Origin of the sequence: Citrobacter sp. RHBSTW-01044 (genome assembly GCF_013781945.1) — a bacterium.
In the GTDB taxonomy this organism is placed as follows: Bacteria; Pseudomonadota; Gammaproteobacteria; order Enterobacterales; family Enterobacteriaceae; genus Citrobacter; species Citrobacter braakii.
In genome coordinates this window covers 693,802-706,482 of the sequence record NZ_CP056180.1, presented here as the reverse complement: position 1 = coordinate 706,482, position 12,681 = coordinate 693,802, and the positions used below count along the sequence as shown (strand labels likewise).

Annotated in this window: 13 protein-coding genes and 1 pseudogene; 8 read left to right on the top strand and 6 right to left on the bottom strand. The window is 51.4% G+C overall.

Annotated elements, in window-relative coordinates:
* Nucleotides 1-9: 9 nt before the first annotated feature.
* Complete coding sequence (locus tag HV352_RS03470) at nucleotides 10-1,650, bottom strand: methyl-accepting chemotaxis protein (RefSeq protein WP_047414033.1); 1,641 nt, start codon at nucleotides 1,648-1,650, stop codon at nucleotides 10-12.
* A 214-nt stretch (nucleotides 1,651-1,864) separates the two neighbouring features.
* Nucleotides 1,865-2,752, bottom strand: coding sequence for a YghX family hydrolase (gene yghX, locus HV352_RS03465; RefSeq protein ID WP_049268743.1), 888 nt, complete (start codon nucleotides 2,750-2,752; stop codon nucleotides 1,865-1,867).
* Nucleotides 2,753-2,907: 155 nt separating this feature from the next.
* Between yghX and HV352_RS03460 the strand changes: the two genes are divergently transcribed.
* Nucleotides 2,908-3,948 (top strand): aldo/keto reductase, encoded by a 1,041-nt coding sequence (locus tag HV352_RS03460; protein WP_016154497.1) that lies wholly within the window; start codon nucleotides 2,908-2,910, stop codon nucleotides 3,946-3,948.
* A 68-nt stretch (nucleotides 3,949-4,016) separates the two neighbouring features.
* Here HV352_RS03460 and HV352_RS03455 read toward each other — a convergent pair whose 3' ends face one another.
* Entirely contained in the window at nucleotides 4,017-4,520 is a 504-nt protein-coding gene (locus HV352_RS03455; protein ID WP_016154498.1) for a hypothetical protein, read from the bottom strand.
* Between the two features lie 104 nt (nucleotides 4,521-4,624).
* Here HV352_RS03455 and HV352_RS03450 point away from each other — a divergent pair, with 104 nt between their 5' ends.
* A complete protein-coding gene (locus HV352_RS03450) occupies nucleotides 4,625-5,029 on the top strand; it encodes a hypothetical protein (RefSeq protein ID WP_016154499.1) in 405 nt (134 codons plus the stop codon).
* A gap of 1 nt (nucleotide 5,030) precedes the next feature.
* Entirely contained in the window at nucleotides 5,031-5,438 is a 408-nt protein-coding gene (locus HV352_RS03445; RefSeq protein ID WP_181635192.1) for a cytoplasmic protein, read from the top strand.
* 71 nt (nucleotides 5,439-5,509) lie between these two features.
* On the opposite strand, the gene exbD is transcribed toward HV352_RS03445, so the two are convergent.
* Both exbD and exbB read right to left on the bottom strand, forming a co-directional pair.
* A complete protein-coding gene (exbD, locus tag HV352_RS03440) occupies nucleotides 5,510-5,935 on the bottom strand; it encodes a TonB system transport protein ExbD (protein ID WP_016154501.1) in 426 nt (141 codons plus the stop codon).
* Between the two features lie 6 nt (nucleotides 5,936-5,941).
* Nucleotides 5,942-6,676 (bottom strand): tol-pal system-associated acyl-CoA thioesterase, encoded by a 735-nt coding sequence (gene exbB / locus HV352_RS03435; RefSeq protein ID WP_016154502.1) that lies wholly within the window; start codon nucleotides 6,674-6,676, stop codon nucleotides 5,942-5,944.
* A gap of 250 nt (nucleotides 6,677-6,926) precedes the next feature.
* Here exbB and metC point away from each other — a divergent pair, with 250 nt between their 5' ends.
* Both metC and yghB read left to right on the top strand, forming a co-directional pair.
* On the top strand, nucleotides 6,927-8,114 hold the full coding sequence (metC, locus tag HV352_RS03430; protein ID WP_016157474.1) for a cystathionine beta-lyase: 1,188 nt from the start codon (nucleotides 6,927-6,929) through the stop codon (nucleotides 8,112-8,114).
* Between the two features lie 131 nt (nucleotides 8,115-8,245).
* Nucleotides 8,246-8,905 (top strand): DedA family general envelope maintenance protein YghB, encoded by a 660-nt coding sequence (gene yghB, locus HV352_RS03425; protein WP_016154504.1) that lies wholly within the window; start codon nucleotides 8,246-8,248, stop codon nucleotides 8,903-8,905.
* A 77-nt stretch (nucleotides 8,906-8,982) separates the two neighbouring features.
* On the opposite strand, the gene HV352_RS03420 is transcribed toward yghB, so the two are convergent.
* Nucleotides 8,983-9,882: an AraC family transcriptional regulator gene (locus HV352_RS03420; RefSeq protein ID WP_029139662.1), complete on the bottom strand. Its 900-nt coding sequence runs from the start codon at nucleotides 9,880-9,882 to the stop codon at nucleotides 8,983-8,985.
* Between the two features lie 194 nt (nucleotides 9,883-10,076).
* Between HV352_RS03420 and yqhD the strand changes: the two genes are divergently transcribed.
* The 3 genes and pseudogenes from yqhD to HV352_RS03405 form a co-directional block, all read left to right on the top strand.
* Nucleotides 10,077-11,240, top strand: coding sequence for an alcohol dehydrogenase (yqhD, locus tag HV352_RS03415; protein ID WP_003838168.1), 1,164 nt, complete (start codon nucleotides 10,077-10,079; stop codon nucleotides 11,238-11,240).
* Between the two features lie 306 nt (nucleotides 11,241-11,546).
* The gene (gene dkgA / locus HV352_RS03410; protein ID WP_016154506.1) at nucleotides 11,547-12,374 is read left to right on the top strand and encodes a 2,5-didehydrogluconate reductase DkgA; all 828 of its coding nucleotides are present in this window, start codon (nucleotides 11,547-11,549) and stop codon (nucleotides 12,372-12,374) included.
* Nucleotides 12,375-12,422: 48 nt separating this feature from the next.
* Nucleotides 12,423-12,603: pseudogene (locus tag HV352_RS03405) on the top strand (hypothetical protein); the annotation flags it as partial.
* Nucleotides 12,604-12,681 lie beyond the last annotated feature (78 nt).

Sequence of the window (12,681 nt, the reverse complement as noted above, 5' to 3'; positions counted from 1 at the left end):
TATGCCCGCTTAAAAGGACACCCATTCATCCTTTTTAGCGGCTGCAGACGTTTTGCTGTCTGCTGAAGGGGAAGCGGTGCTGGCGGCGGCGTACTGCACATCGTTTGCTGAAAGGCGGAACTGTTGTACCGAGCGTTGCAGCTCTTCCGTTTGCCGTTCAAGCGCCACAGCTGCGGCGGAAACTTGCTCTACCAGCGCGGCGTTCTGTTGCGTTACGCTGTCCATCTGCGTGATCGCCACGCTCACCTGCGAGATGCCCTTATTCTGTTCTTCTGAGGCAGAAGCAATTTGCTTCATGATAACGGTCACTTCGGTGGCTCCGCGCAGAATCGCCTCCATGGTTAATCCCGTCTCTTTAACCAGTCGAGCGCCCTGATCGACGCGACGCGACGATTCGCCAATCAGCGTCTCAATCTCTTTCGCCGCCCCGGCGCTACGGCTGGCAAGGTTACGCACCTCACCGGCAACAACGGCAAAACCACGCCCCTGCTCACCTGCTCTGGCAGCTTCAACTGCCGCGTTCAGCGCCAGAATATTGGTCTGGAAGGCAATGCTATTGATAACAGACGTAATTTCCGCGATCTGTTTAGAGCTGGCGGCAATGCCGTCCATCGTCTCAACCACTTCTGAAACCAGGCTGCTCCCTTTACCTGCCGTTTCTGTCGCCGTATCGGCAAGCTGGCTGGCTTCACGCGCGTTTTCGGCGTTCAGTTTTACCGTTGCGGTCAGTTGCTCCATGCTGGCAGCGGTCTCTTCCAGCGCCGCAGCCTGCTCCTCAGTACGCGATGAGAGATCGTTATTGCCGGTGGAAATTTCCGTAGCCCCTCGCCAGATGTTGTCACTACCTGAGCGAATTGTACTGACGGCTTCGCGCAGGCTGTCCTGCATCGCGCACAATAACGGCACCAGTTGGCCCACGCAGTTACGGCCAAAATCTTCGATTGGATGGCTGAGATCGCCCTGAGCAATCTGCTGGAACTGCTGGCGGATACGTCCCAGGGGTTTCACCATCATGGCGACGAGGTAACGATCTGTGAAGAACAGGAGAGCAATACCGAGGATCACGGCGGTAATAATTAGCGTCCGGATGATAGACGTTTTGCCATCGACCATGACACGCGTGGTATCAAGCCGCTCACCTGCCGTGGCGTTAAAACGTTCGGCACTGGCGCCAAATTCACGGCTTAGCGCTGGCGTAACGGTGCTGGCATGCTCCGCAAAGGCCGTAAGCGTGCCCTGCTGCGCCAGTTGCATTTGCGGAATCACCCCGTTATCCAGCAGCGCCTGCCACTTCGTCAGTACCGCCGCGGCAACGTCCGGATCCATAGGCCCCGGAGACAACGTTTTCATCTCCTGGAGTTTTTTGCTCATATTCTCCAGGGACTGCTGCGCTGGTGCAAAATCAGGCGTTCCGCCGCTCATTTTGACATCCATGGCGCGACTTAAGCGCGTTACGAAGCGAAAATACTGATCGTTCCCCTGACTGAGGACCGTCATCTGATGGACAAGATGACGGTCAATATCATTGCCTTCAGATATTTTTGATAAAGAATGAAGACTGAATAAACCCACGCCCGACCAGAGCAGGCAAAAAAGTCCCAGTATTGCCAACATGACAATACGAATAGTGAAGTTTTTCAGCAAACGCATAATAATTTCCTTGCCGTTGATGAGGAATTCGCCATCAGGCGATACTTATCCTTGTTATCGGCAGGCAACAGAGAAGATATAATGCATTCTTTATTTTTTTACTTTCTTAAGTGCATCCAATATTATTTACACTATATCAACATGAATGCTAATGAAATTAGCTAGCATTATTATTCAGATAATTAACCTGAAGCATTAAATAATCCCTTGTTTTCTATCGTAAATATTTGTTAAACCATGCAAGAGTACGCTCCCAGGCCAAATCAGCGGCAGCATTATCATAACGCGGTGTCGAGTCATTATGAAAACCATGATTAACGCCGGGATAGATATATGCCTCATAGACTTTCTTATTGGCTTTGAGCGCCGCTTCATAGGCGGGCCATCCCTCATTAATTCGGGTATCTAATTGCGCATAGTGCAGTAATAAAGGCGCTTTTATTTTAGGGACATCTGATGCAGGAACCTGACGCCCATAAAAAGGCACTGCGCAGGCCAGTTCAGGAAAAGCAACGGCTGCGGCATTCGATACGCCGCCACCGTAGCAAAATCCGGTGATACCCACCTTTCCCGTCGCGCCTGAATAACGCTGCATAAATTCAATGGCGGCAAAAAAGTCGTTCATCAGCTTTACCGGGTCAACCTGCTGCTGCAACTCCCGACCTTTATCATCATTGCCAGGATAGCCCCCTACTGAACTTAAGCCATCAGGCGCGAGCGCAATATAGCCCGCCTTTGCCACCCGCCGTGCCACATCCTCAATATACGGATTCAGCCCACGATTCTCATGCACCACCACTACCGCCGGAACTTTCCCCGTCGCTTTCGCAGGTTTGACCAGATACCCACGCACATCACCATGCCCTTCAGGTGAAGGGTAAGTCATGTATTCCGCCAGGATATCAGGATCGGTGAACTCCACCTGCGTTGCGAGGGCATAATTGGGTTTCAACACATTGAATAATGCCAGCGCCGTCATACCACCGACTGCATATTTCGCAGCAAGATTGAGAAACTCGCGTTTCGTTATTTTGCCATGAGCGTAATAGTCATAGTAGTCGAGCAATTCTTGCGGAAAGTCTTTGGCAGTTAGACGCGACATGGCAGCACTCCGGATCGATGTTTTTTTAAGCAAAGCACAGTGGTCTGTTTTTGCCCAGTTTTTCATTCCAGTGTGACCTGGTGAACGGGATATTCATCATGAACCCGCTAGAATAGAAACGTTGTTTCGAAATTCACCTGCACTAAGGAGATCTCATGGACTGGTTTGCCAATCCTGAACGTTACGAGCAGATGCTCTATCGCTACTGCGGGCGCAGCGGTTTACGTTTACCCGCACTATCGCTGGGTTTGTGGCACAGTTTTGGGCACGTTCAGGCGCTGGATTCACAGCGCGCTCTGCTGCGTAAAGCATTTGATTTAGGCATCACGCATTTTGATTTAGCCAATAACTACGGGCCGCCTCCGGGCAGCGCAGAAGAGAATTTTGGCCGATTATTGCGCGAGGATTTTGCACACTATCGTGATGAACTGATCATCTCCACCAAGGCAGGCTATGACATGTGGCCAGGGCCATACGGTTCTGGCGGTTCGCGCAAATACCTGCTCGCCAGCCTCGACCAGAGCCTGAAACGCATGGGCCTCGACTATGTCGATATCTTCTACTCGCACCGCGTTGACGAAAATACGCCAATGGAAGAAACCGCCTCAGCGCTGGCCCATGCGGTGCAAAGCGGTAAAGCGCTGTATGTCGGCATCTCATCCTATTCTCCGGAGCGTACGCAGAAAATGGCCGAGCTGATGCGGGAATGGAAAATTCCGCTGCTGATCCACCAGCCTTCTTACAACCTGCTTAACCGTTGGGTAGACAGCAGCGGTCTGCTGGATACGCTGGAATCCAACGGCATGGGCTGCATCGCATTTACGCCGCTGGCCCAGGGGCTGCTGACGGGGAAATACCTCAACGGCATTCCGGAAGGTTCACGCATGCAGCGTGAAGGGAAAAAAGTTCGTGGGCTGACGGAAAATATGCTGACGGAAGAAAACCTTAACAGCCTGCGTTTGCTCAATGAGATGGCGCAACAGCGCGGACAGTCGATGGCGCAAATGGCCTTAAGCTGGCTGCTGAAAGACAACCGGGTGACGTCGGTATTAATTGGCGCCAGCCGACCGGAGCAACTGGAGGAGAACGTTCAGGCGTTGGCTAACCTGACGTTCAGCGCCGAAGAACTGGCGCAGATCGATAAGCATGTCGCGGATGGTAAGCTGAACCTGTGGCAGGCCTCATCTGACAAATAGCCGTTTGTAACTCTGTGCCGGGAAGCGGCGTTAGCCTCCCCGGCACGTAACAGGGCCAGCCAATCCCTTCACACCTCTTCCGCTTTGATCTCTGGACGTTGAAATTCCGGCCACACCAGCGCGACAAGCGCAGGATAAGCCTCCAGACTGAACTCCCTGAAGCACTGGCGTAAGTTAAGCACATCCAGATCGGCATGCGGGACTTTCTCACCGCTCAGACAGCGCTTTTTTATATTGTCGTAATATTTATACACCGCAGAGTTGAGATCGCTACAACGCCGCTGTGCATCAAATAGCCCTGGCGTCTCATTTAGCTCCACCATTGTCATCCGCTTGATCGTTGAGTGGATAAAATCGATATATTCGTGATTAACGCGCCAATACCATACTGGGGTAATCGAATTCATCAGTACCGAAAAATGATCTTCCCCCTCTTCTTTACTCAGCATTTCCGGCTGGTTTTCAGAGTGCCCATTTTCTGCATATCGGTTTTTATTTGCACTGCGCATCAACAAAAGTACCCCGCAGGTAAGCAATAGCAGGGTAATAACAGAATAAAATATACTGTTCATATACTGGCTCCATTTTTTTTGATTTTAAAATTACGCCATGCTATTGTCAACGCAGCCTGGTTTATTTAGAACAACATATCATTGGCATCAAAGGATATTTCAACATGCTTCCCGAGCATCTTGTTCCCTCGCGTTTTCACTTATCCAGCTCATCTACTAATACCAGTTCCACAGATAATAGTGAAAATTTGACTCAGGGAAAGAGAACATTAAGCGATTACGAACCCGATATTTTGATTAGCTCTACCGCTAACGGCCAGGCGCGCAATATGTTATTTGAAGAGTGCGATCGCCATTTAAAAGAGCGCCTGTTTCGTGCCGCAAAAATTGAGTCCTTCACTCGCCTGCTCAATTCACTACAAGCGGAAGGCGACATTAACGCTCAAGAATTAAGTAAAATTTTATCGACAAAAACAGCCAGCGTAAATGAACAGGGCAATAAAATTTGGCTTAATTTAATTACGCGTGAGACCAGCGATCCTATTTTTTATTCTCTGGAAGAGAAATAAAATGAAAGATGTTGAGGATAATAATGTTTATTTGGCTTTAGATGACCATAAAAGCGATGAGTTTGTCTTAAAGCAAAATTTGGCCGTATTGATTGCCAATAAAAATGCGACGTTGGAAAGCGTTGCCCAGGAGATAGTCTCTATTCCCGCCGCGCTGGTGCGGCTGAAATGGCAAAATCGTCGCGAAATTTATGCGCTGCAGGCTAAAGAAGAGATCTATGGCGCCGCGATTGAAGCCATTATGGAGCAGCAACCAGAACTACGGGACAAAATCATGGCCCGGCTGGAGAGCACATACCAGCATATACTCAAGCGAGAAACAGCCACCTTACGCCTGACGCGTAAACTGTCTGAAGGGAACTACGAACCCACCAGGATAACGGCAGTCGCACTGGATGAGGACAGATAAGGGCGTGTGGGGAGAGTTAAATCAGGAGAGGAAGGCCGGGTAAGGCAACAACCATTACCCGGCAATCAGGATTACTTCGCTTTCACGGTCTCTTCACCGACCAGACCAATCTTCAGGAAACCCGCCTGATGCAGCGTATCCATAACTTTCATCATGGTTTCATAATCGACGGTTTTATCCGCACGGAAGAAAATCGTGGTGTCTTTCTTCCCATCGGTCAGCGTATTTAATTCGCTAATCATGGTGTCATCCGTCACCTGATTGTTGCCAATAAACATACTCTTATCGGCTTTAACAGACAGGTAAACCGGTTTTTCCGGACGCGGCTGCGGCGTGCTGGTGGAAGCCGGGAGATTCACCTTCACATCCACCGTTGCCAACGGTGCGGCCACCATAAAGATGATCAATAAAACCAACATAACATCGATAAACGGCGTCACGTTGATTTCATGCATTTCACCGTTATCGTCCAGGTTTTCATTAAAGCTCATTGCCATGGAACATTATCCTACACGTAATTTCTGCGCTGCACGTACCGGATGGGCAGAAGCGCTAGCGTTCAGGTCCAGATCGCGACTTTGCAGCAACAATACCTGTGCCGCGACATCGCCCAGCATCGCTTTATAGCTGCCAATCTGACGTGCGAAAATGTTGTAGATAACAACCGCAGGAATTGCCGCGACCAGACCGATCGCCGTCGCTAACAGTGCTTCTGCGATACCCGGCGCAACAACGGCCAGGTTGGTCGTTTGGGTTTGTGCAATCCCGATGAAGCTATTCATGATGCCCCATACGGTACCGAACAGACCCACAAATGGAGAGATAGCCCCGATGGTGGCCAGGTAGCCGTTACCACGTCCCATATGACGACCTACCGCCGCCACACGACGCTCCAGACGGAAGCCGGTACGCTCTTTAATACCTTCGTTGTCGTCGCTGCCTTCTGACAATTCCAGTTCGTTCTGCGCTTCGTAAATCAACTGTGCGCCCAGGCTTTTGCCATCAAATCCTGCAGCAATCTCATTTGCCTGGTCTAAAGAGCGGGCGTCCGCCAGCAGTTGCTGTTCACGCTTAAGGCGGCGTTTCTGAGTAAAGAACTCAAGGCTCTTACTAAAGAAGATAGCCCAGGTGACCACTGATGCCAAAATCAGCCCAATCATCACGCACTTAACCACGATATCGGCGTGCTGATACATACCCCAGACGGAAAGATCCGTCTGCATCAAATTATTACCCACTCTGTATCTCCAGGACGCAAATCACAAAATCTGAGCGTAATGATATCAAAACGACGTCGAATTGATAGTCGTTCTCATTACTATTTACATATTGCCGCACCTTTGGTTTCTTTTCCTTGCGCTTACGCAGTAAAAAAGTCACCAGAAGCATTTTGAGATTATTTTCTACTGTATGACCGTTCTGCAGGATGCGTCATCTTTGATTCATGGTAGTTTAGACATCCAGACGTATAAAAACAGGTAAGACGACATGGCAGATAAGCAACTTGAAACCAAACTCGTTCACGCAGGACGCAGTAAAAAGTACACGCTGGGCGCGGTAAATAGCGTGATCCAGCGCGCTTCTTCGCTAGTGTTTGATACCGTAGAGGCCAAAAAGCAGGCTACGCACAACCGTGCTAACGGTGCGCTTTTCTATGGACGTCGCGGAACCCTGACGCATTTTTCCCTGCAGGAGGCAATGTGTGAACTGGAAGGCGGCGCGGGTTGTGCGTTATTCCCCTGCGGCGCGGCGGCCGTTGCCAACACCATCCTCGCCTTTGTGGAACAAGGGGATCATGTGCTGATGACCAACACCGCCTATGAACCCAGCCAGGATTTCTGCACCAAAATTCTCGGCAAACTCGGCGTGTCCACCGGATGGTTCGATCCGCTGGTTGGTGCCGATATTGTGAAGCACATACAGCCGAACACTAAAGTCGTATTTCTGGAATCTCCCGGCTCTGTCACCATGGAAGTACATGATGTCCCAGCTATTGTTGCCGCCGTCAGAAGCGTCGCGCCGGATGCGATCATCATAATTGATAACACCTGGGCTGCCGGGGTGCTGTTCAAAGCGCTGGATTTTGGCATCGATATTTCTATTCAGGCTGGTACCAAATATCTGATTGGCCATTCCGACGCCATGGTCGGCACTGCGGTAGCTAATGCCCGTTGCTGGGATCAACTGCGCGAAAATGCCTATCTGATGGGGCAAATGCTGGACGCCGATACCGCCTATATGACCAGCCGCGGACTGCGTACGCTAAGCGTTCGCCTGCGCCAACATCATGAAAGCAGCTTAAAGGTCGCCGAGTGGCTGGCCAGCCATCCGCAGGTCGCCCGCGTGAACCACCCCGCGCTACCCGGCAGTAAAGGCCACGAATTCTGGAAGCGTGATTTCACCGGCAGCAGCGGACTGTTCTCATTTGTATTGAATAAGAAACTAAATCATGAAGAGCTGGCCGCGTATCTCGACCACTTCAGCCTGTTCAGCATGGCCTACTCCTGGGGCGGTTTTGAGTCGCTGATTCTCGCTAATCAGCCGGAACACATTGCGGCAATCCGTCCGCAAGGCGAGGTGGACTTCAGTGGAACGCTCATCCGTTTGCATATCGGTTTAGAGAATGTTGACGATCTGATTGCCGATTTGGCCGCAGGATTTGCCCGAATCGAGTAAAATTGCCATAGATGGACATATATGCAGACACTTCTGGTGGAAAAGTCTGCAATTGTTGCGTCCGGGATCAAGGCATCCCGGACAATTCAGGAGTACAATCCACACATAAACGCTGTTCCACAGGAAAGTCCATGGTAGTCATTCAAGATATTGTCTCCGCGCTTTGGCAACACGATTTTGCCGCGTTGGCGGATCCGCACGTTGTGAGCGTGGTGTACTTCGTAATGTTCGCCACACTGTTTTTAGAAAATGGCCTGCTGCCTGCCTCCTTTTTACCCGGAGACAGCCTGTTATTGCTGGCAGGGGCGCTGATCGCTCAGGACGTGATGAGTTTTATACCTACCATAGCTATTCTGACTGCCGCAGCCAGTCTGGGCTGCTGGCTGAGCTACATTCAGGGACGCTGGCTGGGCAACACGCGGACGGTAAAAGGCTGGCTGGCGCAATTACCTGATAAATATCATCAGCGCGCTACCTGCATGTTTGACCAACACGGGCTGATGGCACTCCTGGCTGGGCGTTTCCTGGCATTCGTTCGTACCTTGCTGCCAACAATGGCGGGAATTTCGGGTCTGCCAAACCGTCGGTTCCAGTTTTTTAACTGGCTGAGCGGTCTGCTGTGGGTCACCGTCGTCACCGGCTTTGGCTATGCGCTGAGCATGATCCCGTTCGTCAAACGCCATGAAGATCAGGTGATGACCTTTTTAATGATCCTGCCGATTGCCCTGTTAACCGCGGGTCTGTTGGGTACCCTGTTTGTCGTGATTAAAAAAAAATACTGTAGCGCCTGAGTATTAACCGTAGGCCGGGGTTCCCCCGGCATTTTCGCCTGATGACGTTTCGCTTATCAGGCCAGCGCTGAGCAAGTTTAACTCCCCTGCATCATTCGAATTCTGGCTGCATCCTCCCCCGGTGTTACGCCAAAGAAACGTTTGAATTCCCGACTGAATTGCGATGCGCTCTCATAGCCGACGCGCATGGCAGCCGCACTGGCCTTCATCCCGTCGTGGATCATCATCATCCGTGCTTTATGCAGACGATAACTCTTCAGGTATTGCAGCGGCGACGTGCTGGTCACCGCTTTAAAATTATGATGAAACGCCGACACGCTCATGTTCGCTTCTGCCGCCAGTTGTTCGACATTGAGATTTTCGGTGTATTTGGTTTCAATGCGCTTCAGCACCCGGCTTATCAAACTGAAATGCGTCTGGCGGCTAACCAGCGCCAGTAATGCGCCGCCGCGCGGCCCGGTCAACACATGGTAGAGGATCTCGCGAATAATCTGTTTCCCCAGAATACGCGCATCCAGCGGTCGCTCCATCACATCCAGCAGGCGCTCAGCGGCGCACAGTATTTCGTCAGAAAGCGTCGCGGAGTTGATCCCGCTGGCCGCCATGGCGGGCTGGAACAGCTCATCTTCCCCAATGTCCATCAACAGCTCCTGCAATTGCAGAATATCGACATTCAGGTAGATACCGGCCAGGGGAACCTCCGGCGTTGCATACGTTTCACATTCAAAGGGTAACGGTACGGTTAGCAACAGGTATTCGTTGGCGTCATAACGAAATACACGTTCATTGATATAACCAATTTTATGTCCCGAAAAGAGAAATATGATTCCTGGCTGATACATTACCGGTGTACGCGCTGCCGGCTCAGTGCCGTGCAGCAGGCGGACATCTGGCAGCAGTTCGCTGAGTTTATTTTCATTGTTTTTCAGCTGCTTAATTTTATCTGTCAGCAGAAGGCAGATCTCATCACGGTTCATAGAGCACCATTTCATCATCGGTTTGCAACCCTGACATAATGCGCAGATTTATCCGTTTTCTCCAGCAGTCTGTAGAAATGGGCAAGACATCGGCAGAAATGAGCATTGAGAGCAGCGCGGCTGACGACCACAATGTTCATCATCCGGCAGACACTCTCCTGCCCTCTTTTTTTACCCACATAAGGGAACGAGCAATGAACAACTTTAATCTCCATACCCCAACCCGCATTCTGTTTGGTAAAGGTGCGATTGCTGAGCTGCGCGATCAAATCCCTCAGGATGCTCGCGTATTGGTTACCTATGGCGGCGGTAGCGTGAAAAAAACCGGTGTCCTGGCACAGGTTCAGGATGCGCTGAAAGGCCTGGACGTGCTGGAGTTTGGCGGTATTGAGCCGAACCCGTCTTATGAAACGCTGATGAACGCGGTAAAAATCGTGCGTGATGAGAAAGTGACGTTCCTGCTGGCGGTAGGCGGCGGTTCGGTGCTGGATGGCACCAAATTCATCGCGGCTGCGGCACAATACGCTGACGGCATCGATCCATGGCGTATTCTGGAAACCCACGGCAACGACGTAACAAGCGCTATCCCGATGGGCTCCGTATTAACCCTGCCAGCAACCGGCTCTGAATCTAACTCCGGCGCGGTCATTTCGCGTAAAACCACCGGCGATAAGCTGGCCTTTATGACCCCATTTGTGCAGCCGGTATTCGCCGTGCTGGATCCGGTTTACACCTATACCCTGCCGCCGCGTCAGGTTGCGAACGGCGTCGTAGATGCCTTCGTACATACCGTTGAGCAGTATGTGACTTATCCGGTAGACGGGAAAATTCAGGATCGCTTTGCCGAAGGTATTCTGCTTACGCTGGTAGAAGAAGGCCCGAAAGCATTGCAGGAGCCGGAAAATTACAACGTGCGTGCGAACGTTATGTGGGCGGCAACCCAGGCGCTGAACGGTCTGATTGGCGCAGGCGTACCACAAGACTGGGCAACGCATATGCTGGGCCACGAACTGACCGCAATGCACGGTCTGGATCATGCTCAAACATTGGCTATCGTTCTGCCAGCGCTGTGGAATGAAAAACGCGATACCAAACGTGCCAAACTGCTGCAATACGCAGAGCGTATCTGGAATATCACCGAAGGTTCCGATGACCAACGCATCGACGCCGCTATTGCCGCAACCCGCGCTTTCTTCGAACAAATGGGCGTACCGACTCGTCTGTCTGACTACGGCCTGGACGGTAGTTCCATCCCGGCGCTACTGGAAAAACTGCAAGCGCACGGCGGTACGAAACTGGGCGAACATCAGGACATTACGCTCGAGGTCAGCCGTCGGATTTACGAAGCTGCCCGCTAAGGTTTTTTCACCTCCGCCTTTCATTTTTGGGTATTTATATTCTAAATATTTCGAGTTGCATAAAGGCGGCAAAGGAGAGAATCCCCAGGAGCTTACATAAGTCAGTGACTGGGGGTGAAACGACAAACCTGCCGGGAGCAGATTTGAACGCTGCTTGCAGCGGCCTTGAAAGGACGAGGCCCATGGATGGGTCGAGTAATAAAGCCAACGCATATGCAGCTTGAAGTATGACGAGGATAGGCCAGACTTAAGTCACACCTAACTTACCGGGGCTTGCCTCGGTAAACTCAATTCAGGGGAGGAATTATGACCGGTCCAACCATTATTAAACTACAGGATGGTAACGTCATGCCGCAGCTGGGCCTGGGGGTCTGGAAGGCAAGTAACGAAGAGGTCATCACCGCCATTCATAAAGCGCTGGAAGTGGGGTATCGCTCAATTGATACCGCTGCAGCGTACAAAAACGAAGAAGGTGTCGGCAAAGCAATACGCGATGCGGGCGTACCGCGGGAAGAGTTATTCATCACCACCAAGCTGTGGAATGATGACCAGAAACGCCCTCGGGAAGCCTTGCTCGAAAGCATGGAGAAACTCCAGCTCGATTACCTCGATCTTTATCTGATGCACTGGCCAGTGCCGGCGATCGACCACTACGTTGAAGCGTGGGAAAGCATGATCGATCTGCAAAAAGAAGGGCTGATTAAGAGCATCGGCGTGTGTAACTTTCAGATCAATCATCTCCAGCGACTGATGGATGAAACCGGCGTACCACCGGTGATTAACCAGATAGAACTTCATCCGCTTATGCAACAGCGCCAACTGCACGCCTGGAACGCAACGCATAAAATCCAGACCGAATCCTGGAGCCCGCTGGCGCAGGGCGGCAAAGACGTCTTTGATCAAAAGATTATCCGCGATCTCGCGGAGAAATATGGCAAATCACCGGCGCAGATTGTCATCCGCTGGCATCTGGATAGCGGCCTGGTGGTTATTCCGAAATCAGTCACCCCTGCGCGTATCGCAGAAAACTTTAACGTCTGGGACTTCCGCCTGGATAAAGATGAATTAGGCGAAATCGCAAAGCTCGATCAGGGCAAACGTCTGGGACCAGACCCGGACCAGTTCGGCGGTTAACCCCTTCTCTCCTGCCCGACCTCTCGTCGGGCCTTTACTGATTTGAATTTCGACGTAGACCACGTGCACAGCTAATTGAGTCCCATGCGATCTGCCCCACTGGAAGCCGATTGAATCGCAGCAGAACCAATTTTTCGAGCAGTATGAAGGATATCTGTCGTCACACGATCATGAACGGGCGGATGATGCAAAACTGGCCGCATTAGCGGCCAGAATTCGTGAGGCATAATTACTGAACACTTCCGCCAGATGGCACCTTATCCGGCCGACGGTCTTTCAGGCCCGGTAAACATTTCACTCCCGGGCA

Coding starts and splice junctions, on each gene's coding strand:
- metC (WP_016157474.1), top strand. CDS start 6,927: ATGGCAGATAAGCAACTTGAAACCAAACTCGTTCACGCAGGACGCAGT.
- HV352_RS03470 (WP_047414033.1), bottom strand. CDS start 1,650: ATGCGTTTGCTGAAAAACTTCACTATTCGTATTGTCATGTTGGCAATA.
- HV352_RS03445 (WP_181635192.1), top strand. CDS start 5,031: ATGAAAGATGTTGAGGATAATAATGTTTATTTGGCTTTAGATGACCAT.
- HV352_RS03460 (WP_016154497.1), top strand. CDS start 2,908: ATGGACTGGTTTGCCAATCCTGAACGTTACGAGCAGATGCTCTATCGC.
- HV352_RS03455 (WP_016154498.1), bottom strand. CDS start 4,520: ATGAACAGTATATTTTATTCTGTTATTACCCTGCTATTGCTTACCTGC.
- yghX (WP_049268743.1), bottom strand. CDS start 2,752: ATGTCGCGTCTAACTGCCAAAGACTTTCCGCAAGAATTGCTCGACTAC.
- yqhD (WP_003838168.1), top strand. CDS start 10,077: ATGAACAACTTTAATCTCCATACCCCAACCCGCATTCTGTTTGGTAAA.
- exbD (WP_016154501.1), bottom strand. CDS start 5,935: ATGGCAATGAGCTTTAATGAAAACCTGGACGATAACGGTGAAATGCAT.
- HV352_RS03450 (WP_016154499.1), top strand. CDS start 4,625: ATGCTTCCCGAGCATCTTGTTCCCTCGCGTTTTCACTTATCCAGCTCA.
- dkgA (WP_016154506.1), top strand. CDS start 11,547: ATGACCGGTCCAACCATTATTAAACTACAGGATGGTAACGTCATGCCG.
- HV352_RS03420 (WP_029139662.1), bottom strand. CDS start 9,882: ATGAACCGTGATGAGATCTGCCTTCTGCTGACAGATAAAATTAAGCAG.
- yghB (WP_016154504.1), top strand. CDS start 8,246: ATGGTAGTCATTCAAGATATTGTCTCCGCGCTTTGGCAACACGATTTT.